Raw genomic sequence first — 23,741 nt, forward strand, 5'->3', positions numbered from 1 at the left:
GTTTTCCTGTGTTGTGTAGCGGATTGCGATTGATGCTGCCTAGCATAAGCGTTACGTTGAGAGGAATTAAGTGCAATGAAATCAGGGAATGATGAATATTATGCATCCAGCGCTAAGGCGTCTCGATTTAAACCTCCTGCCCATATTTGACGCGATTTATCGCCACCGCTCTGTCCGTTTGGCGGCGGATGAACTGATCATGAGCACATCGGCGATGAGCCATGCGCTGTCACGGCTGCGTATCGCGCTTAACGATCCCTTGTTTTTTCGGGAAGGCCACCGCATGTGTCCCAGCGTGTATGCAACTCAACTGGCCCCTTCGATTGCTTCAGCGCTGAAATACCTCAATCAGGAACTGACGCCGCCAAAAAAATTTGAAGCCGCTACCAGCACGGAGCGTTTTCAAATCGCGATAACCGATTTCACTGCGTTATGTGTTTTCCCTGCTCTGATGCATAAACTCCAGCAGCAAGCGCCCGGTTTGCGCTTCGAGTTGCTGTATTTACCCCACAGTCCGGCGCTGACGGAATTGCTGGCCGGTGAGGTCGATCTGGCGCTTGGGTTCAGTACCCCCGATGAGACCCCGCATCCCGAACTGGAAGAAATTACCTGGCTTCAGGATGAATACATTGTGATCAGCAACCAAAGCCGCACACAGCTTACGCTGGACGATTATCTCGCCGCCCGGCATGTGGTGGTCACGCCCTGGAATGAAAAGCAAAGCGTGCTGGATCAACAGCTTGAACGAATGGGACATACTCGGCAAATCGCGCTCAAAACGCCGTCCATGCTCAGTGCTCCGTTTATCGTGGCGGAAAGCGATCTGCTCATGGCGATCCCCCGCCTTGCCGCCGAGAAACTGCTGCCCGCCATGAATATCCAGATCTTTGCGCTCCCGTTCGCGATCCCGACCTTTGACGTAAGGATTTATTCACATAGCCGCAGCGGTAAAAGAGAGGCGACCGACTGGCTGAAAACGTTATTACACAAGCTGGCGAAGGATCATGATTAAATCCGCCCAACACCTTTCGGCTTAATCTGCAAATGCGGGCGTAACGTGGACTTTTCACCGCAGGCCCGTGAATAATAAATGCAGAAAGTCGCAGGGAACCTGACATGAAAAATGAACAACGTCTGCGTATTGTCACCGCGGAAGGTGAACTCAGCGGGCAGCGCGAAGCCGCAACTTGGGTATTCAAAGGCATCCCTTACGCCGCGCCGCCCATCGGCGCGCTGCGCTGGCGCCCACCGCAGGCCATAACGCCGTGGCACAGCGTGCGGGATGCCATCCGGTGGGGCAACGCGAGCGTGCAATCGCGTGAAGCGTGTATTGCCGCGGGCGGCGGCGATCCCGGCTCGTGCAGTGAAGATTGTTTGTACCTCAACGTCTGGACGCCGGACCACGCGCCCAGCCGACCGCTTCCGGTGATGGTGTGGCTGCACGGCGGTGGATTCACGCTGGGTGCCGGCAGCCTAGCGCCTTATCGCGGTCATGCGCTGGCGGCACAGGGCGTGGTGGTGGTCACACTCAACTACCGCCTTGGTCATATGGGATTTTTTGCGCATCCCGCGCTCGACGCACAATACGCCGACGGCAGAGCGGTGAATAATTTTGCCTTGTTGGACCAGATCGCCGCGCTGCAGTGGGTGCAGCGAAATATCCTGGCATTCGGCGGCGATCGCCATAACATCACGCTATTTGGTGAATCATCGGGTGCGCGCAGCGTGCTGTCGCTCTGCTGTTCGCCGCTGGCGGAAGGCTTGTTTCATAAGGGCATTGTGCAGAGCGCGTACAGTCTGCCGGACACACCGCGTGACGACGCGCGTCACGCCGGCGAGCAGGTGGCCGCGCACTTGGGTCTGTCGAAGAACGCCAGTGCTGAGGCGCTGCGCGCGCTGCCTGCCGAGGCATTCCTGTCGCTACCGCGCGAGTTATACGCCGGCCCGGTGCCGATCAGCGGCGACGCCGTCCTACCCGAGCCGATGCTTGACCGCTTCATGGCTGGCCAGCAGCATCGCGTTCCGCTTATGGTCGGCAGTAACAGTGATGAAGCCAGCGTATTAACCTATTTCGGGCTGGACGCCGCCGCCATACTGCGGCAAATGCGCCGCAAAAACCGCTTTAGCTATCAGCTGATAAAATGGATCTATGACATTCACGATGACGCACTGCTCGGGCGACGCGTAGCGCGCGATATGGCATTTACCGTGGTGCCGTTTATCATCGCGCAGGCCCAGCATGATGTGGGGATGCCGGCATGGCGTTACTGGTTTGACTATGTCTCAGAACAGGCGCGCGATCTCTTTCCCCACGGCGCCTGCCACGGCAATGAAATTCCCTATGTATTCACTACGCTGGATAGCATGAAACCGCAGCCTGATTTCATTTACACCGAACAGGATCGCCAGGTCGCGCTGGGCGTCAGTGCCTGGTGGGTGGCCTTTGCGCAACAGGCCAGCGAATTTAGCTATCAGCTGCGCGGCGAGATCGCCTGGCCTATCTGGCGACCCCAAACGGATCTGACCTTAGCGCTGGGCGCGCAACCGGTGCTGCGCGCGCGGTTGATGCGCCGACGGCTGCGGTTGTTCCGCTTAATGATGCGCCATCATGTGAAACTTTCCTAAGCCTGCTAATGATTAAGCGGCCTGAACGATTCCGTAAAGCAAATTATCAATTAATTAGTTGATAAATATAAATTATGTCGGAATGCTGCGGCCCTAAGAAAGCAATTTTTCAGTTCACAAATCGATTACATTTTCCTGGTGGTATGCCGATAAAAGAAGGAAGCCCAGTACCGTATTGGGCTTCCTTCGCGTTCAACACCAAGGGATCATGTATGGGTATTTTAAAGAATTTTACAATCCGCGCTGTGCTGCTGACCATTCTTGGGCTGTTTTGCCTGCTGTGGTCATGTGTCGGCCTCTACAGCGTGCATTCGCTCAATGCGTTGGGTGAGGGTAATGAAGTGGATCGGCAGCTGGTTAATCAGATGACGATTCTCAGTAAAGGTAATGACCAATATTTTCGTGTGGTCACGCGGCTGTCTCGCGTAATGGAAAGCCGCGCCGCAGGCGGCAACGTCAGTGCCGAGGCGTTCGTACCGGTGCAGCAGGCGCTGGAAGGCATGAAAACCCAGCTGGAAAAGTTTAAGGCGGTGGCACCGGGCCCCATGGACGCGGAGACCGTCAACAGCGTCATCAGCAACTGGCAGAAACTGTTGGATGAAGGCATCGCGCCGCAGGTGTCCCTGGCGCAGCAGGGCACGCTTGACGCCTATCGCGCCCAAGCCAACAATGTCACTCCCGCGCTAAGCCGCACCTTTGGTGCCAGCGCCGAAGCCTTCAACAAGACCGCAGCCATCAAGCTGGATGAGACCCGCGTCAGCGTCGATAAGCTCACGCGCGTCACCAAAGTGATTATCGTGGCGGCGGTGGTGATGGGGCTGTTGATTCTGCTGTTTACCGATCGCTACCTGGTGTCGCTGCTGGTGAAACCGCTGGAGCGTATCCGTAACCACTTCGCGATCATTGCACAGGGCGATCTCAGTCAGCCGGTGGATGACATGGGCCGTAACTGCGTCGGCAAGCTGGTGCCGCTGCTGCGCGCCATGCAGGACAGCCTGCGCGAGGCGGTGAGCGCCATTCGCAGCGGAACAGAAAATATTTATCGCGGTGCGGCAGAGATCTCTGCGGGCAATAACGATCTTTCGTCCCGCACCGAAGAGCAGGCCGCCGCGCTGGAGCAAACCGCCGCCAGCATGGAGCAACTCACCGCCACGGTGAAATTCAACGCCGATAACGCCCGTCAGGCGAGCCAGTTGGCGGAAACCGCCACCGGCACCGCTCAGCAGGGCGGCCACCTGGTGGGAGAAGTGGTGACCACCATGGAAGGCATCGCCGGCAGCTCCAAGAAAATTGCTGAAATCACTAACGTCATCAACAGCATCGCCTTCCAGACCAACATCCTCGCGCTCAACGCCGCCGTGGAAGCGGCACGCGCCGGTGAGCAGGGCCGCGGCTTTGCCGTGGTGGCAAGCGAAGTGCGTAACCTGGCGCAGCGCAGCGCCGGGGCGGCGAAAGAGATCGCCACGCTGATCAATGACTCGGTGCAGCGCGTGGACAAAGGCTCGGCGCTGGTAAGCAGTGCGGGCGATACCATGCAAAACATTCTGAAATCGGTGGGGGATGTGAATGAGATCATGAAGCAGATCGCCGCCGCGTCAGAGGAGCAGAGCAAAGGGATTTCTCAGGTTGGCACTGCCGTTACCGAAATGGACAGCGTCACGCAGCAGAACGCCTCGCTGGTGGAGCAGGTGTCGGCGGCGGCCAGTGCGCTGGAGCGCCAGACCGAGGCGCTGCAGGCATCAGTGTCGAAGTTCCGCCTGTCCGACAGTGCGCCAGCGGTTGCCCAAACTGCTCCGGTCGCCAGCGCACAGCCGCTGCTGCGTCCCGCGCTCTCAGGCGCGGCAGCCGGCCAGGCTAAACCCCGCAGCCCGGACGACTGGGTTTCTTTCTAAGGCTGACTGAGCCACGCCACCAGTTCCGCCAGGAACGGTGGCGCATCCTCTGCCTCGCGCCGCAATAAACTATAGCCCGCCCCGGTTGTCACAGTTGCGGCAAACGGGGCCACCAAATGCCCGCTGGCGATATCGTGCTGCACCAGCGTCACATCGGCGACCGTTATCCCAAATCCCTGAATGGCCGCGCTAATGGCTAAGTCCATGGTAGAAAAATGCTGATTACGCGCCATCGCCACCGTGATGCGCTGCTGCGCGAGCCAGCGCTGCCAATCATGTTTATCCTGCGTGGGATGCAAAAAGGTGTACTTCACCAGGTCGTCTGGCGTGTGCGGTGCCGGCATACGGCTGCTTAGCACCGGCGTTAAGCGCTCCTCGAACAGCCGAATGGCACCGGCAGGCGGCGGGCCGTAAATAATGGCGGCGTCAAAATTCTCCAGCTGAGTCTGGTGCTCAAGCGTGGTGGTTAGCGCCACGTGCAGTTCAGGATGCTGCTGCTCCAGTGCGACAAGACGCGGCACAAGCCAACGCATGGCGCAGGTCGGGGCTTTCAGACGCAGGGACAGTTGGCTGCCGCGCGCATGCTCTGTGGCGTGGCTCAACGTATTGAATCCCTGCTGCAACCCAGGCAGCAGGGCGGCTCCGCGCTCGGTGAGGCGCAGACCGCGCGCGTGACGCTCAAACACCGCGAAGCCGAGCCACTGTTCCAGCGCGGCGATTTTGCGGCTTACCGCCCCTTGGGTAATACACAATTCGCTGGCCGCGTGGGTCAGATTAAGATGACGAGCGGTGACAACAAACGCATGTAGGGCATTCAGGGGCAGCGCGCGGGACATAACAGCCTCAAGCTATGAGATTTTATCATGGCTATTATGACGATATTTCGCTTGTTGCCTCAAGTCGCACCGACTTGAATAGCGATCTCTTTTTCATTCCTGATTGTTCCCAGGCGAGGCCCTTATGACGCTGAACAGTGCCGTTTCTCACTCCTCCAAGCTGCCCGATGTCGGCACCACCATCTTTAGCGTTATCGGCCAGCTCTCCGCGCAGCATCAAGCCATTAACCTGTCGCAGGGCGCGCCCAATTTTCCCTGCGATCCGCAGCTGGTCGACCTGGTGAGCGAGGCGATGCGCGCGGGCCACAACCAGTACGCATCCATGCTGGGCCTGCCCGCGCTGCGGGAGGCGCTGGCGCACAAGGTGCAGCAGCTTTATGGCCAAGCATACGATCCGGCCGGCGAAGTGCTGATCACCGGCAGCGCCAGCCAGGGACTTTACATGGCGATTTCAGCGTTGGTGCATCCCGGCGATGAGGTGATTTTTTTTGAGCCTGCGTTTGACAGCTATGCGCCGGTGGTGCGCCTGCAAGGTGCCACGCCGATTGGCCTGAAGTTGCAGGTGCCCGACTTCGCCATTAACTGGGAGGCCCTGCGCGCCGCGATCACGCCGCGCACGCGCATGATCATTATTAATACCCCGCACAATCCCAGCGCGCAGGTGCTGTCCCCGTCCGACCTCGATGCGCTGGCGCAGCTCACGCGCAATACCGACATCGTGGTGCTGTCGGACGAAGTCTACGAGCACATTCTGTTTGACGGGCGCGCGCACTGCGGCATGGCCACCCATCCCGAGCTGGCGGAGCGCAGCGTGATTGTCTCCTCGTTCGGCAAAACCTTTCACGTCACCGGCTGGCGCGTCGGTTATGCGCTGGCGCCCGCTGCGCTGATGAATGAGATAGTTAAAGTCCATCAATTTATGATGTACGCCGCCGATACGCCAATGCAGGTGGCCTTTGCGCGTTATTTGCAGACGCCAGAACACTATTTGCAACTGGCACCGCTCTATCAGGAAAAGCGCGATCGCCTCGCGCATCTGCTGCAAGACGCACCGTTTAAACTGCTGCCGAGCGCGGGATCCTTTTTTATGTTGGCCAGCTACGGACATTTCAGTGACGAACCCGACAGTGAAATGGTAAAACGTTTGATCGTTGACTACGGCGTCGCCACGATTCCGCTGTCAGCGTTTTATATGGACGGCACCGATAACAAATTAATTCGCCTGTCCTTTGCCAAAGACGACGCAACGCTTGAGGCTGGCGCAGCAGCGCTATGCCGGATGAAAGGGTAATAAGGGGAAAAGAATGAAAAAACGCACCGCACTGTTTATTGCGCTGGGCATGTTGACCTCCGCACACGCGCTGGCCGACACGCTGCGCTACGGGTTGGAATCGCAATATCCGCCGTTTGAGAGCCGTAACGCCAAGGGTGAGCTGGAAGGCTTCGATATCGACCTCGGTAAGGCGATTTGTCAGGCCGGAAAGTTTGACTGCAAATGGGTTGAGAGCAGTTTTGATGCGCTGATCCCGGCGCTGCAGGCGAAGAAATTCGACGCCATCAACTCGGCGATGAACATCACCGAAGCGCGCGCCAAAAGCATTGATTTCACGCAGCCGATTTACCGCATTCCCAGCATGCTGATCGCCAAACAGGGCGAAAAGCTGCTGCCGACCGCAGAGGCGCTGAAAGGGAAAAACATCGGCGTTTTACAGGGCTCGATCCAGGAAACCTACGCCAAGCAACACTGGGAAACGCAGGGCGTGACCGTGACGTCTTATCAGGATCAGAATCAGGTGTATAACGACATGGTCGCGGGTCGTCTCGATGGCACGCTGGTCATGTCGGCCGCCGGTCAGTCCGGTTTCCTGGACAAGCCGCAAGGCAAAGGCTTCGCGTTTGCGGGTAAACCGGTGGAAGACGATACCATTCTCGGCACCGGCATCGGTTTCGGCCTGCGTAAAGGGGACAGCGCCCTGAAAGCCAAGTTGGATGCGGCCATCGCCAAGGTGCAGCAGGATGGCACCATCACCAAACTGGCCGCGCGCTACTTCCCGGGCATTGACGTGTCCGCCAGCAAATAAAAAAACAGCGGCCGTTATTGGCCGCTTTTTTTTGCGCCCGCACCGCTTAATCGCGCGCGGATCTGGCCGCCAGATAGCACAGCGCTTCCGCCACCTGATACGACTTCACGAACGACGGGACCGGAAGAAATTCAAAGCGCGAATGGAAGTTGTGCGCGCCGGTAAAAAAGTTCGGCGTCAGCACGCCTTTCGCCGACAGCGCCGCGCCATCCGTGCCGCCGCGCATCGGAATCACCTTTGGCGTCACGCCAACCTGCGCCATGGCGCTAAAAATCAGATCGATCGCGCGCCGATCGTCGCCGATTGCGTTACTGATATTGCTGTAGACATCGGTAATCTTAATGGACACCTTACCGGTAGGATACTGCGCCGCCACCGCCTCTGCAGCCGCATGGAGCTGCGCTTTTTTCGCTTCATACTGGGCGAGATCAAAATCCCGCACCGAGGCTTTCAGCACCGCCTGGCTGGCATTGGCCTGCATATCGTTGAACCAGATATAGCCTTCGCGTCCTTCGGTGTGCTCCGGCGTTTGCAGACGATCGAAACGGGCAATAAAATCGTGCGCCATCAGCAGTGGATTGACCAAAACCCCTTTACCCGACATCGGGTGCGCAGGCACGCCGGTAAACAGGATTTCAGCGCTGGCGCCGTTGAAATTCTCGTACACCACTTCGCCTAATTCACAGCAGTCGATAGTCCAGGCAAAATCCACGTTAAAGCGCGTGTCAAGATCCAGCGCTTTCGCCCCGCGCAGGCCGATCTCTTCATCCGGCACAAAGGCCACCAGAATATCGCCGTGCTCACCGCGCAGATTTTCCAGCAGCGTCATGACCACCGTTACCGCCGCTTTGTTATCCGCACCCAGCACGCTGGTGCCGTCGCTGAACACAATCTCTTGTCCAACGTAAGGCAGGATTTCCGGGTGTTCCGCCACGCGCAGCCAAATGTCGTGTTGCGCGTTGAGGCACAGATCGTCACCGGTAAAGGTCAAGGTCTGCGGATGAATGTCCGGCGACAGGCCGACGTCCACGGTATCGATGTGGGTGATAAAACCGATGCGCGGCGCCTGCGGACAGTTACCGCGCTTCACCGCCGTGACGGTGGCGCTTTCGTCAATGACGATCTCGTCCAGGCCCAGTGTACGTAGCTCCTGCGCCAGCATCTGCGCCATAGCATGTTGGGAAGGGGTACTGGGCAAGGTGCTGGATTTGGCGTCGCTTTGGCTGGAAACCGCAAGGTAACGATAAAAACGCTGGGTAAGCTGACGGGCTAACGGGTCTGTCATCACAATTCCTTATTAAGGTTGCGGCTGGCGCATGATACGTGGCGAATAATTCGTGTTATTAATCATTAGATACTGAGAGTGGGGTAAGTAAGTCAATAAAAACGAGGAAAATGATGAAAAGCAGCATGACAACATTTGCGTTAACCGCACTGGGGCTGGCGCTGGCAGGCAGCGTCTCGGCAAAAACGCTGGTGTATTGCTCGGAAGGATCGCCGGAAAACTTTAATCCGCAGCTTTACACGTCCGGCACCAGCGTGGACGCCAGCGCCGTGCCGGTATTCAATCGTCTGGTGGATTTCAAACCCGGTACCACCGAGCTGGAGCCCAGCCTCGCCGAACGCTGGACGATCAGTCCGGATGGCAAGGTGTACACTTTTTACCTGCGTAAAGGGGTAAAATTTCAGCATAACAAGCTGTTCACGCCCACGCGCGATTTCAACGCGGACGACGTGATTTTCTCCTTCATGCGCCAGATGGATGCCAAAAATCCCTACCACAACGTCTCCGGGGGTAATTACAGCAATTTCGAAAGTCTGGAACTGAGTAAGCTGATTACGCACATTGAGAAAGTTGACGATCACACGGTGCGTTTTACGCTGGCCCATCCTGAAGCGCCGTTCCTTGCGGATCTTGCCTGGTATTTTGCCTCGATTCATTCAGCCGAGTACGCCGATAAGATGCTCAAAGCCGGTACGCCAGAGAAGGTGGATATGGTGCCCATCGGCACCGGCCCGTTTGAGCTGGTGCAATACCAAAAAGATTCACGCATTCTCTACAAAGCCTTCCCTGACTACTGGCAGGGCAAAGCAAAACTGGACCGGCTGATTTTCTCGATTACGCCGGATGCGTCGGTGCGCTATGCCAAGCTAGAAAAGAACGAGTGTCAGGTAATGCCGTTCCCCAACCCCGCCGACCTGGATCGCATGCGCAAAAACCCCGATATCACGCTGGCACAAAAATCGGGCCTGAATACCGGCTTCCTGGCGTTTAACACCACCAAACCGCCGCTGGATAACGTGAAAGTGCGTCAGGCCTTGGCGCTCGCCATCAACAAAGCGGCGATTGTGGATGCCATCTTCAAAGGTACTGGCACGGTGGCGAAAAATATTCTGCCGCCGGACGTCTGGAGTGCGGACAACGGGTTAACCGATTACGCCTACGATCCGCAGAAAGCGCAGGCGCTGTTGAACGAGGCGGGCATCAAACCCGGTACCGAGATTGCCCTCTGGGCGATGCCGGTGCAGCGCCCCTATAACCCTAACGCGCGCCGCATGGCGGAGATGATTCAGGCCGACTGGGCCAAGGTGGGCATTAAAGCCAACATCGTCAGCTACGAGTGGGGGGAATATCTCAAACGCGTGAAAGCGGGCGAGCATCAGGCCGCGCTGATGGGCTGGACCACCGCCACCGGCGATCCGGACAACTTCTTTGGCCCGCTCTACAGCTGTACCTCGGCCAACGGCGGCTCAAACTCCTCCAAGTGGTGCTACGCGCCGTTTGAAAAGATCATCACTGACGCGCGCGCCGAACAGGATCACGACAAGCGCATTGCGCTCTACCGTGAAGCGCAGCAGATCATGCACGACCAAATGCCGGCGGTGATGATCGCACACTCGACGATTTTCGAACCGGTGCGTAAATCGGTGGTCAATTATCAGGTTGACCCGTTCGGCAAGCACATCTTCTATCCGGTGGATATCAAGGAGTAACCCCGCGGGCCAGCGCATCAAGCTGCGCGTCGAGGAAGTGCAAAAACAGCTGCAGGGCGGCGCTGGGTGGCCGCCCTGATGGCGTCTGCAGCTGCAACTGACGCTGATTAAGCTGATCGACCGCCACGGCGCGCAGCACCAGGCCGTGCGTCTCCACCTCGTGCATCACGGTAAAGGCGCTGCAGATAGTCACCGCCAGCGGCGTGCGCAGCAGAAAATGAAACAGCGTCGAGAAATTATCACAGGTCATGACCGGTTCAATCAGCTGGCCGCGCATGTGGCAGGCCAACTCAAACAGCTGGCGTACCGTGGTGTTCTGCTGAGGCAGCGCCAGCGGATAGTGGCCCAATGCCGCGAAATCAATCTGCGGCACTGGCGCTAAAGGATGCTGTTGATGCATCACCAGCCGCACAGGCGCGGGCCATGATGCCTGGACTTCTACGCCGCGTTCAGCATGCAGGCTGAACTGCAGCGCCACATCACACTCTCCACTGCGCAACAGCGCTGCCACCCCTTGCGGGCTGGCAACCTTCACGTCAAACAGGACGCCCGGATGTGCGTCGCGAAACGCCGCGATCAGGCGCGGCAACAGACTAAACGCCAGACCGTCCGTACAGGCCATGCGGATCAGCGTGCGGCGCACGGCCTTTAACCCTTTGATTTCCGCCAGCGCATACTCCATATCCAGCAAATTTTTGCGCACGTGTTGAGCAAAAATCTCCCCCGCCTCGGTGAGCACCATGCCGCGCGCCTGGCGTGCAAACAGCGGCACGCCAATCTGCTGCTCCAGCCGCTTAATCTGTCGACTGATGGCCGACACGGCGACAAACAGGGTGTCGCTGGCGGCGCTCAGCGATCCGGCCTCGACGACGGCAAGAAAATAGCGCACTTCAGTACTGATCATGCCGATGCCTCTTCATGGTGCATGCCTCGTTAGCGGGCAGCCTGTCTTTGCCTTAAAAGCAAATCTTACTCGATAAATTAATCATTGTGGCAAAGCAAGGAGTGCGAAAAGATGGCTGAACGAAAATGACGATAAAAAGACACGCAAACATGACAGCAGAACAGGCGGTAAAACAGGCGCTGGCGTACTTCGATAGCGGGGCGTTTCAACAGCAGCTGGCGCGGCGGGTGGCGCAGCCAACCGAAAGTCAACGGCCGGATCGCGATGAAGCCCTGTCGCACTATCTTCACCATGACATTGGCCCGCAGCTAAGCGCGCTGGGCTTTACGCTTCACAGCCTGCCGAACGCTGAGCAGCCCAACCGGCCCTTTATGGTGGCGGTGCGCATGGAAGATCCGGCGCTGCCGACGCTGTTGAGCTACGGCCACGGCGACGTGGTCTTCGGCGATGATGAAAACTGGCGGCAGGGCTTAACCCCTTGGCAGCTCACGGAAGAGGGCGATCGCTGGTACGCGCGCGGCAGCGCCGACAATAAAGGCCAACACAGCATAAACCTGACGGCGCTTGAGCAGGTGTTCGCCGCACGCGGCGGGCGGCTGGGCTTTAACTGCAAAATCTTGTTTGAAATGGGCGAGGAGATCAGCTCGCCGGGCCTGGCGCAGCTGTGCCAGCAGCATCAGGATTTGTTGCGTGCCGATCTGTTCATCGCCTCAGACGGTCCGCGCGTCAACGCCGTACGCCCCACGCTGTTTCTTGGCTCGCGCGGCGCGGCGAACTTCCGCCTCACGGTCAACGCGCGCGACAACGCCTATCACTCAGGTAACTGGGGCGGATTGCTGACGAACCCCGGCACGCAGCTGGCGCACGCCATTGCCGCGCTGGTTGACGCCAACGGCGTGCTGCAAGTCGCCGCGCTCAAGCCCGACTCGCTTACCCCGGCGGTGCGCGCCATTCTGCGCGATATCGACGTGGGCGGAATGCCCGGCGATCCGCAAATCGCGGTGAACTGGGGCGAACCGGGCCTTACTCCCGCCGAGCGCCTTTATGGCTGGAATACGTTGGAGGTGCTGGCGTACACCACCGGTAACCCGGCGCGGCCAATGAACGCCATACCCGGTGAGGCCACGGCGGTGTGCCAACTGCGATTTGTGGTGGGCACCGACTGGGAACATCTGGTTGAGCACGTGCACGAACATCTGGCGCAGCGTGGTTTGGGGCACGTGGAGGTGACGTTTATGCGCGGATCGCCCGCCACACGCCTCGATCCCACCGATCCGCTGGTGGCGTGGGTGCTGGAGAGCATGCAGGTCGCCAGCGGCAAAAAGCCGGCGCTTTTGCCTAACCTGGGCGGATCGCTGCCCAATGAGGTGTTTGCCGAGATCCTCGGCCTGCCCACGCTGTGGATACCGCACTCGTATCCCGCCTGCGGTCAACACGGCGTCAATGAGCACATGCTGAAATCCATTGCGCGCGAAGGACTGCATATCATGACGCAGCTGCTGTGGGAGCTGGGAGAGAAAGGCCCGGAGCTGATCGTGCGTCACCGCGCCCATGTTGGAGAGCAACCATGAGCCATCTTCACGCCGCCGCGCCGCTGAATCCCGGTAAGCCGCACCTGCATAAAACCCTGTTCGCCACCTGCATCGGTAACGCGCTTGAGTGGTTTGATATCGCGGTGTACGGCTTCTTTGCCCGCTATATCGCCCATGCGTTTTTCCCCACCAGCGATGCGTCAGTGTCGCTGCTGCTGACCTTTGGCAGCTTTGGCGTCTCGTTTCTCATTCGACCGCTCGGCGCGATTGTACTGGGCAACTACGCCGACCGGCACGGTCGCAAAAAAGCGCTGCTGCTCTCGATTATTCTCATGATGCTGGGCGGCGCGGTGATCACTTTTATGCCGACGTACGCCACGCTAGGCCTGGCGGCGCCGCTGCTGATTCTGCTGGCGCGACTGGTGCAGGGATTTTCAGCGGGCGGCGAATTTGGCAGCTCCACGGCGTTTTTGGTGGAGCATTTCCCAGAGCGAAAAGCGTTTATCGCCAGCTGGCAGTTTGCCACCCAGGGTGCCAGCACCTTACTGGCTTCCGCGTTTGGTCTGGGCTTAACGCAGCTGTTGAGTGAAAGCGAGATCCAGGCGTGGGGCTGGCGCATTCCCTTTGCCTTTGGCCTGTTGATTGGACCGCTGGGGATCTACATTCGCCGGCACGTGCACGAGTCAGCCAGCTTTGTCGCCCAGACGCCGGATGCCGCGCCGCTTAAGCGCCTGCTGGGCCGCCAAAAATCGCTTATCACCCTGGCGATTGGCCTGATGGTCATCTCCACGGCGGTGAACTACATGCTCAACTATGTGCCGACGTACGCCACGCAGAATCTGCACCTCTCCGGATCGGTGGCCTTTAGCGCCACGCTGCTGGCGGGGGTGATTTTAACCGTGGTGACGCCGCTCATGGGCTGGTGGGCCGAGCGCATCGGCCGGGTGCCGCTGATGTGGGGATCGCTGCTGCTGCTGATTGTCACCATCTATCCGGCTTTTTACGCCGTGGTGGAAAACCCCACGCCCGTGACCTTGATGCTGCTGGTAGGATGGATGGCGCTACTGAAATCGATTTACTTCTCTACCGTGCCGTCGGTGATGGCAGATCTGTTTCCGATTGGCACGCGCGCCAGCGGCATGGCCATCAGCTACAACGTTGCGGTGACGGTATTTGGTGGCTTCGCGCCACTGATTTGTACGCTGCTGATCGACTGGACCGGCACGCGTCTGGCGCCGGGCTATTATCTGATGGCAATGTCGCTATTCAGCGGTGTGGCGCTGTTGTACAGCCAGCGGCGGCTGCGCTGAGCACGCGCGGCAGTCGCGTTTTGCGACTGCCGCCGTTCGGTTAAAACTGCAGATAGGCAACGTGAGTTTGCAGATATTCTTCTAATCCGTGGCGTCCATCCGCGCCGCCAATGCCGGATTTACGCCAGCCCGCGTGGAATCCCTGCATGGCTTCAAAGTTCTCGCGGTTGATATAGGTCTCGCCAAACTTCAGCTGGCGCAGCGCCTGCATTGCGGTATTGAGGTTCTGCGTGTAGATCGAGGACGTGAGGCCATAGTCGCAGTCATTGGCCAGCGCAATCGCCTGATCAAGCGTGGTGAAGCGCATCACGGGCAGCACCGGGCCGAAAATCTCCTCACGCATGATCTCCATCTCCTGACGCACATGCGTCAGGATGGTGGGCGTAAACCAAAAGCCTTTTTCGCCCGCGCGCGTGCCGCCCAGCGCCACCTGCGCGCCGTCGGCAACGGCGCGGGCCACTTTCTGTTCCACCCGCGTCAGCGCGGCATGGGTAATTAGTGGCCCCATATCAATATCGGTGTGCTGGGCCGGATCGCCGAATTTCACCTGTGACATCGCCTCTATCAGCGCGGCGAGGAAGCGGTCATAGATGCCCGCCTGGACATAAACGCGCTCCGCACAGTTGCACACTTGTCCGGTGTTGATCACACGCGAACTGACGATGGCTTTGACCGCTAGCGCCAAATCGGCGTCGTCCATGACAATGGCGGGGGCCTTGCCGCCCAGCTCCAGCGAAACGTTGGTCACATTCTTCGCTGCCGCTTCCATGGTGGCAATCCCGGCATTGACGCTCCCCGTAAGGCTCACCAGTCCAACACGCGGATTGGCGGCCAGCTCTTGACCCACTTCCGGGCCATAGCCGTAGACAATGTTCAGCACGCCTGCGGGCAGGCCGACGGTATCGACGATCTCGGCAAACAGTGCGGCATTGTTCGGCGTGAGCTCGCTGGGTTTCAGCACAATGGTGTTGCCCGTGACCAGCGCCGGAGCGGCTTTACGTGCTATCAAAAAGAACGGAAAGTTCCATGGCAGAATGCCGGTGGTGACACCAATGGCCTTTTTGAAAACAAAGATATGTTCGTTTGGGCGATCGCTGTTCACAATCTCGCCTTCATAGCGGCGCGCCCACTCCGCCATATAGTCGAAGTAGTCGGCGGTAAACAGCACTTCCGTTTGCGCCAGCGAGTGGGTTTTCCCGCCTTCGGCGACAATCACCGCCGTGATGACGGCTTCGCGCTGGCGAATGGCTGCGGCCAGTTTGCGCAGCCAGTTGCCGCGCACGACAGCGGGCAGCGCCTCCCAGCCTGGCTGCGCCGCTTCGGCGGCGGCAATGGCCTGGGCTGCGTCCTGGCGGCTGCCCTGCGGGATGCGCGACAGCAGCGCTTCGGTGGCCGGATTGATCACGTCAATCCATTTATCGTGACGATCGGACACAAAGGTGCCGTTGATGTAGTGCTGATGATGGGGGGTCATAAGGATAGGTCTCCGCGCTGATGTTGGGGTAATGCACGCAGAGTGAAACAGATTGCGGGCGGGCACCTTTTTCTCTTTGCCAGCCGCGCGAGCAGTATGGCAGCGTAAAGAAGAACCGCACGACGCTCGCCGCATTCGTAACAATACGCGCGCCGCCCCGCATCAGCGCGGTGTTATGATCCTGGCATCATCGCGCCGCTGGCGATAAACCAGATGAGAAAACTGACGCCCGCAACAATGATGGCGATGGGAAAAAGCAGACCGATTTTCATGCGCGTCCTCTGTGTCACGCCAGCTGCAGCACGGCGCGATGGGTTTTTAATAAGGTAAACAGCTGAAACTGAGTGGCATCACTGACGTCACGCACCACATCGCCTTTTTGATAATCGATGTGGTGCACGTGCCCAAGCTGTCGCCATACCACAATGGCGGAAGCCAGCAGCGCACAGGTATCAGGACTTTGTGAACAATCCAGCGTGGCGTAATGGTGCGCATCCAGCGCGTTAACAAAGACATTTAGCGCCTGCGGTGGCACAAGGGCGCGAATGTCCGCCAGCATGACCTTGCTGACCGCCTGCGTCAGCACCAGTCTCACTTTCTTGCTTTCCATGATTGTCCTTACGTCCGCCTGCGTGCACACGTTATACGGATTTCGCCCGCGCGGGGGAAGTCCATCCGCGCAAGCCGTTTTATCCCAGGTTGCGCGGGGCGGCACAGCATTCAGTAAAAAAATCACAATAATAAGCCACTTACTGCCCCGAGCGGGCGCATTCGCGCGAAAAGTGATTTTGTGATCCCAACGATGACTATCCACCTAATATTGCCAGCCGCGCCGCGATATCGGCAGCCACTCAAAGGCTGAGTGCCGGTGACAAACCGTAGACTGCCCCTGATCGGAACCTCAACGGTTTTCACCCTCTGCGGCAACGCAGGCCTCAACCTTATAAAGGAACAACAATGAACAGTGCCATTATTGCCGGTATTTTCTGGCATCTGGTGGGTGCCGCCAGTGCCGCGTGTTTTTATGCGCCGTTTAAACAGGTGAAAAAATGGTCGTGGGAAACCATGTGGTCAGTGGGCGGCCTGATGTCGTGGCTGATCCTACCTTGGGCGGTCAGCGCCGCGCTGCTGCCGCACTTCTGGGACTATTACGCCAGTTTTAGCGCTTCACAGCTGCTGCCGGTGTTTCTCTTCGGCGCGATGTGGGGCATCGGCAACATCAATTACGGGTTAACCATGCGCTATTTAGGCATGTCGATGGGCATTGGCATCGCCATTGGCATTACCCTGGTGGTGGGCACGCTGATGACACCGCTGCTGCAGGGCCGCTTTGTCACACTGTTCAGTTCGGCGGGTGGGCGGATGACGTTACTCGGCGTGCTGGTCGCCCTGGTGGGCGTGGCGATCGTATCGCGCGCGGGGCTGTTGAAAGAGCGCGCGCTGGGGATCAATGCCGAAGAGTTTAACTTGAAGAAAGGGCTGATCCTGGCGGTGCTGTGCGGCATCTTTTCGGCGGGCATGTCATTTGCCATGGACGCGGCAAAACCCATGCACGCCGCTGCGGCGCAGCTGGGCATTAATCCGCTGTACGTGGCACTGCCGAGCTATGTGGTGATCATGGGCGGCGGAGCGCTGGTGAACCTCGGCTACTGCTTTATCCGTCTGGCGATGAAGCCGTCGCTTTCACTGCGGGCCGATTTTTCGGTGGCGAAGCCGCTGCTGCTGGCCAATATCGCGTTTGCGGTGCTCGGCGGCACCATGTGGTATCTGCAGTTCTTCTTCTACGCGTGGGGACATGCCAAAATTCCGGCGCAGTATGACTTCGTCAGTTGGATGCTGCACATGAGCCTGTATGTACTGTGTGGCGGCCTGGTGGGCCTGGTGCTCAAGGAGTGGAAGGCGGTGGGCACCCGTCCGGTGCGGGTGCTGTCGCTGGGCTGCGTGGTGATCATCATCGCGGCCAACATTGTGGGATTGGGCATGGCAGCCTGACGTCACGCCTGACGTCCAGCGTCAGGCGTGTGCTTTAGCCGCCAGCGCGGGGCGATGCGGCATAAATTGCTGGCGCCAGGCGCTGGGCGTGAGGCCGGTTTCTCGCGTAAACACCACGGAAAAATAGTTACTGTCATCAAAGCCGCAGCGCGCGGCAACCTCACTGATAAGCCAATCCTGCGTCCGCAAAAGATAGCGCGCCTGGCACAGTTGCAGCTGGCGCACATAGTGCCCGATGGTCATGCCGGTTTGCTGGCGGAACAGCTGCTTGAGCGCGCGCTCGTTAAGCTGATGTTGGGCGCAGAACGTCGGCAGATCGAACGGTTTACCCAGTCCGCCCTGCAGCGCCGACATCAGCAAATCAAGCTGTTCCCCTTCCGGTAGCGCCCAGGGTTTATCCGTGGCATAGCCGTGACGGCGCAGAATCAGCGCCAGCTGTAAAAAAAGCGCTTCCGAAAGTTGGATGGACAACGCGTCGGTTTTGCGACTTTCACGCTCCAGCTGTGAAATCACCGCACGCGCCTGCGCCATACCGCGCGTGGTTAAGCGCCAGCCGCCCGAGGCATCTGTCTGCGGTGCGGGCAGCAGCTGCGTCCAGTCAAGCGCCAGGCGGAAGCGATCCTGGCAGTAAAGGATATTGTCGAGCGCCAGATCGTGCACGCTGTCATAGCTGTGGCAGTCACCCTCGTGCAGATAAAAGACGTCGCCGCAGGTGATAAGCCAGGGGCGATCGTTCAGCACGTGCAGGCCGTTACCGCGCCAGACGATGACGATTTCACTGAATTCGTGGCGGTGCGGCGGAAAAGAGGGTTGTGGCATGCGTTCGGCTACGGCAATCGGTAAATTGCTGGCCGGAAAATAGTCGTCACGCGTCAGTATCAGTGCCATAGAACGCTCCACTTAAAGCTGCTGCTGACGCTCCGCACGGGGCGCGCAGCCAAATTCGCGCTTGAACAGCGTGGAAAAGTGATTACTGTCACCAAAGCCACACTGATAGGCGATATCCGTAATACGCGTATCGCTGTGGCGCAGCAAATGCCGCGCCTGCAGCAACCGCAGCCGACTCAAATAGCGCTGCGGTGTGCTGCCCGTCTGCTGTTTCATCTGCCGATGCAGCGTACGCAGCGACAGCGAAAAACGGTCAGCCAACGCCTCCCACGCAATATCCTCGCTGTAGTGATCGTTCAACCACGCCAGCAGGCGATGCAGGCGCGCGTCGGGATCGTTACCGCTGGCGTTTTGCGCCGCCTTGCGCAACAAAAGTAATAGCTGCAGAAACAGCTGCTCCTGGTGCGCCTGATGCTCCAGCGACCACCCCGAAGCGGGCTGCATTTGCGCCACGATCTGCAGCGCCTGCGCCATGATTTTCTGATTGATGCGCCAGTGGGGCGCATACTCGCCTGCCTGGTCTTCCGGCAGCAGCGCCTGCAAGCCTGAAAGAAAACGGAATGCGCCGGGGCTGCGGTATAGCACGTTGGTCAGGCAGAGGTTCTTCGTTTGTTCATACAGATGGCGATCGCGATCGCGGACAAAACAGACGCAGCCCGCGCTAAGGGTCTGCGGCTGACCGTTAAACACGTGAATGCCCGAGCCCTGTTCCACCAGCACGATCTCGTGAAAGTCGTGGTGATGCTCCGGAAACGCCTGCTGGGGTACGCGGGGTTCCACGGTAATGGCATAGCCGCCTTCAGGGAAAAAATCCGCACTGTGCAATACCGTCATGATTCGCCTCGTCGTTAACAAATCCGTAACCGAGTCTACGCAGGCGGCCCCGACCTTACCTTGAAATTTAAACCGTGCTGCGCAGGAAAGTGGCGCTTTTTTTAAGATTTGTCAGCGGATTGGCGGAAATGCGGGAAAGCTCACATCTCTGCGGCGGCGCATTCTGTGACCTCTCTCACGGGCATCTTTGCTCATCTGCCAGCGTCCTCTCGAGGCTGGCACCTGCGGGAAGGTGGGCACTCACCGCGCGGTATACGCTGAAGCCTTCTCACAACAGGAAGAGCACGCCAATGAGTATGCGTAACATCGTTGCCATTGATTTAGGCGCCTCCAGCGGTCGGGTCATGCTGGCGCAATGGCAGCGCAGCCGTCAGCAGATCACACTGCGCGAAGTGCGGCGCTTCGCCAACACGCGCGTGCAGCGCCAGGGGTATGACTGCTGGGATTTGGATGCGCTGGAGCAGGCGATCCGCGCGGGTTTGGCGCAGCTTGATGCTGAAGGTATCGTGTTGGACAGCATCGGCATTGATACCTGGGGGGTCGATCTGGTGCTGCTGGATGCGCAGGGTGAACGCGTTGGCGAGGCCGTGAGCTATCGTGACACGCGCACGGATGGCCTCATGGAGCAGGCCATTGAGGCGCTTGGTAAAGCGGCCATTTATCAGCGTACCGGCATCCAGTTTTTGCCGTTTAACACGCTGTATCAACTGCGTGCGCTACATGATCAGCAGCCTGACTGGCAGGCGCGGGTCGCGCACGCGTTAATGATCCCGGACTATTTCCATTACCGTCTCACCGGACAGATGAACTGGGAGTACACCAACGCCACCACCACCCAGTGCCTCAATATCACCACAGGAGCATGGGATCGCGAGCTGCTGGCGTGGGCGGGCGTTGATGCCCGCTGGTTCGGTACACCGCACGCGCCGGGCAACCGCGTCGGCGAGTGGCACTCGGCGCAGGGCAGACCGGTTCCGGTGATTGCCGTGGCCACGCACGACACGGCAAGTGCCGTGCTGGCGACGCCGCTGTTACACGAGGATGCGGCCTGGATCAGTTCAGGCACGTGGTCGCTAATGGGCATTGAGCGCCTGCAGCCCTGTGTGACACCCGCGGCGCAACGCGCCAACTTCACCAATGAAGGCGGCGCTGAAGGGTACCGCGTGCTCAAAAACATCATGGGCCTGTGGCTATTGCAGCAGGTGTGCAGTGAACTGCAGATCACCGATCTGGCCTCGTTGATTGCGCAGGCGGCGCAGGCGCCGGCGTGCCACGCGCTGATCTATCCCAACCACCGTCGTTTTATCCGTCCTGACAGCATGGTGCAGGAGATTCAGCGCGCCTGCGCGGAGCAGCAGATGCCGATCCCGCATACGCCAGCGGCGCTGGCGCGCACCATCTTTGACAGTCTGGCACTGCTTTATCGCGAAGTGCTGCTTGAGTTGACCGCGCTGCGCGGCGCGCCGCTGCGCCAGCTGCATATTGTTGGCGGCGGCAGCCAAAATCCCTTGCTGAATCAACTGTGCGCTGATGCCTGCCAGCTGCCGGTGATGGCAGGGCCGGTAGAAGCCTCCACGCTCGGTAACGTGGGCTGCCAACTGATTGCTCTGGGCGAGATCGCCGATGTCGCTGCGCTACGTCACTGTATCCGTCTCACTAGTGCTACCACGATTTTCACCCCTCAGCACAGCAGCGTTTTTGCGGCCCATCACGCCCGCTTTGCCGCGCTGAGCCAACCCTTTAAGGAAATTGCGTATGACAAAGCTGATTGAACAGGCTTACGACATTGCTAAACAACGCTATGCCGCCCTTGGCGTGGACGTGGAACAGGTTATGGCGCAGCTGGATCGCATCCCCGTGTCGATGCATTGTTGGCAAGGCGATGACGTACGAGGATTTGAAGATCCCCATGGTCAGCTGACGGGCGGCATTCAGGCCACCGGCAACTATCCGGGGCGCGCACGTAACGCCCAAGAACTGCGGGCGGATCTGGAAAAAGCGCTGTCGCTGATCCCCGGCGCCAAGCGCCTTAATTTGCATGCGATATACCTTGAGAGCGACACACCCGTGGCGCGTGACGCCATTGAGCCCGCCCATTTTAGCGCCTGGATGGCGTGGGCCAAAAGCCATCAGCTGGCGCTGGATTTTAATCCGAGCTGCTTTTCCCATGCGCTTAGCGCCGACGGTTTTACCCTGGCGCACGCTGACGCCGGCGTGCGTCAGTTTTGGATTGATCACTGCAAAGCCAGTCGCCGCATCTCCGCCTGGTTTGGCGAACAGCAGGGCAGTGCGTCGGTGATGAACATTTGGGTGCCGGATGGCATGAAAGATCTCACCGTGGATCGGCTGGCACCGCGTCAGCGTCTGGCCAGCGCGCTGGATGAGGTGCTGAGCGAAACACTGCCCGCGACGCAGCACATTGACGCCATTGAGAGCAAACTGTTCGGCATTGGCGCAGAGAGTTACACCGTCGGCTCCAGCGAATTCTGCCTCGGCTACGCCGCCAGCCGCCAAATCGCGCTCACGCTAGACGCCGGACATTTCCATCCCACCGAAGTGATCTCGGACAAAATCTCCGCCGCCATGCTCTATGTGCCGCGGCTGCTGCTGCACGTGAGTCGTCCGGTGCGCTGGGATAGCGATCACGTGGTGCTGCTGGATGACGAAACCCAGGCCATTGCCTGTGAGATTGCGCGCAACAACCTGTTTGATCGGGTGCATATCGGCCTGGATTTCTTCGATGCCTCCATCAACCGTATCGCCGCCTGGGTTATCGGCACGCGCAATGTTAAAAAAGCGCTGCTGCGCGCCTTGCTGGAACCGAGCGCGGAGCTGCGCAAGCTGGAACAGCAGGGGGATTACACCGCGCGACTCGCGCTGCTGGAAGAGCAAAAGTCCCTGCCGTGGCAAGCGGTGTGGGAGGCGTGGTGTCTGCGCCATGATGTGCCCGCCGATGCCAGCTGGCTCAGCGAGGTCCGCCACTATGAAAACCATTCACTGCGTCAACGCTAAGGAACGCGCTATGCAATCGATTCTGACCTCGTGGTTTGTACAGAGCATGGTGAAAGCCACCGGCGACATGTGGCTCAAGGGATGGGATGAGCGCAACGGCGGAAACGTTACGCTGCGTCTCTTACCGGAGGAGGCCCGCGCCTTTGCCGCTGACTTTTATGCCGAGCCGCGCGTGATTGCGCTGACGCAACCGGCGCCTGCGCTAGCCGGTGACTGGTTCCTCGTGACCGGTTCCGGCAAGTTCTTCCGTAACGTGCCGCTGGATCCCGCCGACTGTCTGGCGCTGCTGGAGGTGGACGCGCAGGGCCTGTCTTACACCCTTCACTGGGGATTGTGCAACGGCGGTTTTCCGACGTCGGAGCTGGCGGCGCATTTCCAGTCGCATGCCGTGCGTAAACAGGTCTCGCAGGGAGCAGATCGCGTGATTATGCACTGCCACGCGACGAATTTCATGGCGCTCAGCTACGTGGTGGATCTCGATCCGGCGCGCTTCACCCGGCTGCTGTGGGAAGGCAGCACGGAGTGCCTGGTGGTGTTTCCTGATGGCGTGGGGATCCTGCCGTGGATGGTGCCCGGCACGGACGACATCGGTCGGGCCACTGCCGACGCGATGGCAAGCCACAGTCTGGTGATGTGGCCATTTCACGGCATCTTCGGCACCGGGCCCGATCTTGACCACACTTTTGGCCTGATCGATACCGCCGAAAAATCGTCGGAAGTGGTGGTGAAAGCGCTGTCGATGGGAGGAATACGCCAGAGCATTTCCACTGAGCAGCTGATCGCACTGGGCGAGCGTTTCGGCGTGCATCCCTGGCAGTCGGCCCTGCAGGCGGAGCGCAGCAATGTTGCGTAAAGCCTTTGTGATGCAGGTGTATGCGCACTGCCACGATGAGTATCTGCGCCGCCATTCGCCTATCTGGCCTGAACTGGCGGCGACGCTTAAGCAGCACGGCGCCCATCACTACGCGATTTGGTTGGATGCCGAGCGCAATTTGCTGTTTGCCAGCGTAGAGATTGAATCCGAAGCGCGCTGGCAAGCTGTAGCGCAAACCGAGGTGTGCCAACGCTGGTGGGCGTCAATGCGGGATTTGATGCCGTCTAATCCGGACAACAGCCCGGTGAGTTCCCCGCTGACGCCGATGTTTTATTTGCCATAGGGGTGGGGCCATGGCGATGGCGGGGCGCGGCGGGAGTCCGGCCCGCCAGGCCGGTTTTGGTTGCGCGGGAGCCGGCCCGCAAAGCCGGTCTTTACTGAACCCTGAGCGGGTTCCGCCCGCTAACCGCACGGCAGTTTCATCCGCCCCGCTGCGGCGTACGGGCAAAGGGCCGATGGGCGCGGCCCTTTGCAATCCGCGCCCTGCGCCAGC

General features: G+C 59.2%; 21 protein-coding genes. 13 read left to right on the forward strand and 8 right to left on the reverse strand.

Annotated elements, in window-relative coordinates:
• Positions 1–88 precede the first annotated feature (88 nt).
• From LU196_RS16285 to LU196_RS16295, 3 genes are all read left to right on the forward strand, one after another.
• Complete coding sequence (locus LU196_RS16285; protein WP_232760015.1) at positions 89–1,012, forward strand: LysR family transcriptional regulator; 924 nt, start codon at positions 89–91, stop codon at positions 1,010–1,012.
• Positions 1,013–1,116: 104 nt separating this feature from the next.
• Positions 1,117–2,625 (forward strand): carboxylesterase/lipase family protein, encoded by a 1,509-nt coding sequence (locus LU196_RS16290; RefSeq protein WP_232760016.1) that lies wholly within the window; start codon positions 1,117–1,119, stop codon positions 2,623–2,625.
• Positions 2,626–2,837: 212 nt separating this feature from the next.
• A complete protein-coding gene (locus LU196_RS16295) occupies positions 2,838–4,517 on the forward strand; it encodes a methyl-accepting chemotaxis protein (RefSeq protein WP_232760017.1) in 1,680 nt (559 codons plus the stop codon).
• Here LU196_RS16295 and LU196_RS16300 read toward each other — a convergent pair.
• Positions 4,514–5,353, reverse strand: coding sequence for a LysR substrate-binding domain-containing protein (locus LU196_RS16300; RefSeq protein ID WP_232760018.1), 840 nt, complete (start codon positions 5,351–5,353; stop codon positions 4,514–4,516). The two genes, LU196_RS16295 and LU196_RS16300, sit on opposite strands and share 4 nt — an antisense overlap.
• Before the next feature lie 124 nt (positions 5,354–5,477).
• Here LU196_RS16300 and LU196_RS16305 point away from each other — a divergent pair, with 124 nt between their 5' ends.
• On the forward strand, positions 5,478–6,644 hold the full coding sequence (locus LU196_RS16305; protein ID WP_232760019.1) for a methionine aminotransferase: 1,167 nt from the start codon (positions 5,478–5,480) through the stop codon (positions 6,642–6,644).
• Between the two features lie 13 nt (positions 6,645–6,657).
• Positions 6,658–7,434 (forward strand): transporter substrate-binding domain-containing protein, encoded by a 777-nt coding sequence (locus LU196_RS16310; protein WP_232760020.1) that lies wholly within the window; start codon positions 6,658–6,660, stop codon positions 7,432–7,434.
• A gap of 46 nt (positions 7,435–7,480) precedes the next feature.
• On the opposite strand, the gene pepT is transcribed toward LU196_RS16310, so the two are convergent.
• A complete protein-coding gene (gene pepT / locus LU196_RS16315; protein WP_232760021.1) occupies positions 7,481–8,719 on the reverse strand; it encodes a peptidase T in 1,239 nt (412 codons plus the stop codon).
• A gap of 113 nt (positions 8,720–8,832) precedes the next feature.
• On the opposite strand from pepT, the gene LU196_RS16320 reads away from it, so the two are divergent.
• The gene (locus LU196_RS16320) at positions 8,833–10,428 is read left to right on the forward strand and encodes an ABC transporter substrate-binding protein (protein ID WP_232760096.1); all 1,596 of its coding nucleotides are present in this window, start codon (positions 8,833–8,835) and stop codon (positions 10,426–10,428) included.
• Here the strand turns inward: LU196_RS16320 and LU196_RS16325 are convergent.
• Positions 10,418–11,332: a LysR family transcriptional regulator gene (locus LU196_RS16325; RefSeq protein ID WP_232760022.1), complete on the reverse strand. Its 915-nt coding sequence runs from the start codon at positions 11,330–11,332 to the stop codon at positions 10,418–10,420. The two genes, LU196_RS16320 and LU196_RS16325, sit on opposite strands and share 11 nt — an antisense overlap.
• A 149-nt stretch (positions 11,333–11,481) precedes the next feature.
• Here LU196_RS16325 and LU196_RS16330 point away from each other — a divergent pair, with 149 nt between their 5' ends.
• Complete coding sequence (locus LU196_RS16330) at positions 11,482–12,903, forward strand: M20 family metallopeptidase (RefSeq protein WP_232760023.1); 1,422 nt, start codon at positions 11,482–11,484, stop codon at positions 12,901–12,903.
• The gene (locus tag LU196_RS16335) at positions 12,900–14,174 is read left to right on the forward strand and encodes an MFS transporter (protein WP_232760024.1); all 1,275 of its coding nucleotides are present in this window, start codon (positions 12,900–12,902) and stop codon (positions 14,172–14,174) included. Before LU196_RS16330 ends, LU196_RS16335 begins: the two co-directional genes overlap by 4 nt.
• 40 nt (positions 14,175–14,214) lie before the next feature.
• Here the strand turns inward: LU196_RS16335 and aldA are convergent, their stop codons facing one another.
• From aldA to LU196_RS16350, 3 genes are all read right to left on the reverse strand, one after another.
• Positions 14,215–15,648 (reverse strand): aldehyde dehydrogenase, encoded by a 1,434-nt coding sequence (gene aldA / locus LU196_RS16340; protein ID WP_232760025.1) that lies wholly within the window; start codon positions 15,646–15,648, stop codon positions 14,215–14,217.
• A 173-nt stretch (positions 15,649–15,821) separates the two neighbouring features.
• The gene (locus LU196_RS16345) at positions 15,822–15,920 is read right to left on the reverse strand and encodes a YoaK family small membrane protein (protein ID WP_232760026.1); all 99 of its coding nucleotides are present in this window, start codon (positions 15,918–15,920) and stop codon (positions 15,822–15,824) included.
• Between the two features lie 14 nt (positions 15,921–15,934).
• Positions 15,935–16,258: a hypothetical protein gene (locus LU196_RS16350; protein WP_232760027.1), complete on the reverse strand. Its 324-nt coding sequence runs from the start codon at positions 16,256–16,258 to the stop codon at positions 15,935–15,937.
• A gap of 347 nt (positions 16,259–16,605) precedes the next feature.
• Here LU196_RS16350 and rhaT point away from each other — a divergent pair, with 347 nt between their 5' ends.
• Positions 16,606–17,640 carry an L-rhamnose/proton symporter RhaT gene (rhaT, locus tag LU196_RS16355; RefSeq protein WP_232760028.1) on the forward strand — a complete coding sequence of 345 codons (1,035 nt, stop codon included), beginning with the start codon at positions 16,606–16,608 and terminating at the stop codon, positions 17,638–17,640.
• Positions 17,641–17,661: 21 nt separating this feature from the next.
• Here the strand turns inward: rhaT and rhaR are convergent, their stop codons facing one another.
• Positions 17,662–18,528, reverse strand: coding sequence for an HTH-type transcriptional activator RhaR (gene rhaR / locus LU196_RS16360; protein ID WP_232760029.1), 867 nt, complete (start codon positions 18,526–18,528; stop codon positions 17,662–17,664).
• Between the two features lie 12 nt (positions 18,529–18,540).
• The gene (gene rhaS, locus LU196_RS16365) at positions 18,541–19,362 is read right to left on the reverse strand and encodes an HTH-type transcriptional activator RhaS (protein ID WP_232760030.1); all 822 of its coding nucleotides are present in this window, start codon (positions 19,360–19,362) and stop codon (positions 18,541–18,543) included.
• Between the two features lie 290 nt (positions 19,363–19,652).
• Between rhaS and rhaB the strand changes: the two genes are divergently transcribed.
• Genes rhaB through rhaM form a run of 4 tightly spaced genes read left to right on the forward strand, consistent with a single transcriptional unit; the run spans position 19,653 to position 23,531 of the window.
• Positions 19,653–21,134, forward strand: a complete 1,482-nt coding sequence (rhaB, locus tag LU196_RS16370; RefSeq protein ID WP_232760031.1) for a rhamnulokinase — start codon at positions 19,653–19,655, stop codon at positions 21,132–21,134.
• The gene (locus LU196_RS16375) at positions 21,118–22,374 is read left to right on the forward strand and encodes an L-rhamnose isomerase (protein ID WP_232760032.1); all 1,257 of its coding nucleotides are present in this window, start codon (positions 21,118–21,120) and stop codon (positions 22,372–22,374) included. Before rhaB ends, LU196_RS16375 begins: the two co-directional genes overlap by 17 nt.
• Before the next feature lie 10 nt (positions 22,375–22,384).
• Positions 22,385–23,227, forward strand: a complete 843-nt coding sequence (gene rhaD / locus LU196_RS16380) for a rhamnulose-1-phosphate aldolase (RefSeq protein WP_232760033.1) — start codon at positions 22,385–22,387, stop codon at positions 23,225–23,227.
• Positions 23,217–23,531 (forward strand): L-rhamnose mutarotase, encoded by a 315-nt coding sequence (gene rhaM, locus LU196_RS16385; protein ID WP_232760034.1) that lies wholly within the window; start codon positions 23,217–23,219, stop codon positions 23,529–23,531. Before rhaD ends, rhaM begins: the two co-directional genes overlap by 11 nt.
• Positions 23,532–23,741: the final 210 nt, after the last annotated feature.

It is taken from the genome of Pantoea sp. Mb-10 (assembly GCF_021272205.1).
Taxonomy (GTDB): Bacteria; Pseudomonadota; Gammaproteobacteria; order Enterobacterales; family Enterobacteriaceae; genus Pantoea.

Coding starts and splice junctions, on each gene's coding strand:
- LU196_RS16285 (WP_232760015.1), top strand. CDS start 89: ATGATGAATATTATGCATCCAGCGCTAAGGCGTCTCGATTTAAACCTC.
- LU196_RS16290 (WP_232760016.1), top strand. CDS start 1,117: ATGAAAAATGAACAACGTCTGCGTATTGTCACCGCGGAAGGTGAACTC.
- LU196_RS16295 (WP_232760017.1), top strand. CDS start 2,838: ATGGGTATTTTAAAGAATTTTACAATCCGCGCTGTGCTGCTGACCATT.
- LU196_RS16300 (WP_232760018.1), bottom strand. CDS start 5,353: ATGTCCCGCGCGCTGCCCCTGAATGCCCTACATGCGTTTGTTGTCACC.
- LU196_RS16305 (WP_232760019.1), top strand. CDS start 5,478: ATGACGCTGAACAGTGCCGTTTCTCACTCCTCCAAGCTGCCCGATGTC.
- LU196_RS16310 (WP_232760020.1), top strand. CDS start 6,658: ATGAAAAAACGCACCGCACTGTTTATTGCGCTGGGCATGTTGACCTCC.
- pepT (WP_232760021.1), bottom strand. CDS start 8,719: ATGACAGACCCGTTAGCCCGTCAGCTTACCCAGCGTTTTTATCGTTAC.
- LU196_RS16320 (WP_232760096.1), top strand. CDS start 8,833: ATGAAAAGCAGCATGACAACATTTGCGTTAACCGCACTGGGGCTGGCG.
- LU196_RS16325 (WP_232760022.1), bottom strand. CDS start 11,332: ATGATCAGTACTGAAGTGCGCTATTTTCTTGCCGTCGTCGAGGCCGGA.
- LU196_RS16330 (WP_232760023.1), top strand. CDS start 11,482: ATGACAGCAGAACAGGCGGTAAAACAGGCGCTGGCGTACTTCGATAGC.
- LU196_RS16335 (WP_232760024.1), top strand. CDS start 12,900: ATGAGCCATCTTCACGCCGCCGCGCCGCTGAATCCCGGTAAGCCGCAC.
- aldA (WP_232760025.1), bottom strand. CDS start 15,648: ATGACCCCCCATCATCAGCACTACATCAACGGCACCTTTGTGTCCGAT.
- LU196_RS16345 (WP_232760026.1), bottom strand. CDS start 15,920: ATGAAAATCGGTCTGCTTTTTCCCATCGCCATCATTGTTGCGGGCGTC.
- LU196_RS16350 (WP_232760027.1), bottom strand. CDS start 16,258: ATGGAAAGCAAGAAAGTGAGACTGGTGCTGACGCAGGCGGTCAGCAAG.
- rhaT (WP_232760028.1), top strand. CDS start 16,606: ATGAACAGTGCCATTATTGCCGGTATTTTCTGGCATCTGGTGGGTGCC.
- rhaR (WP_232760029.1), bottom strand. CDS start 18,528: ATGGCACTGATACTGACGCGTGACGACTATTTTCCGGCCAGCAATTTA.
- rhaS (WP_232760030.1), bottom strand. CDS start 19,362: ATGACGGTATTGCACAGTGCGGATTTTTTCCCTGAAGGCGGCTATGCC.
- rhaB (WP_232760031.1), top strand. CDS start 19,653: ATGAGTATGCGTAACATCGTTGCCATTGATTTAGGCGCCTCCAGCGGT.
- LU196_RS16375 (WP_232760032.1), top strand. CDS start 21,118: ATGACAAAGCTGATTGAACAGGCTTACGACATTGCTAAACAACGCTAT.
- rhaD (WP_232760033.1), top strand. CDS start 22,385: ATGCAATCGATTCTGACCTCGTGGTTTGTACAGAGCATGGTGAAAGCC.
- rhaM (WP_232760034.1), top strand. CDS start 23,217: ATGTTGCGTAAAGCCTTTGTGATGCAGGTGTATGCGCACTGCCACGAT.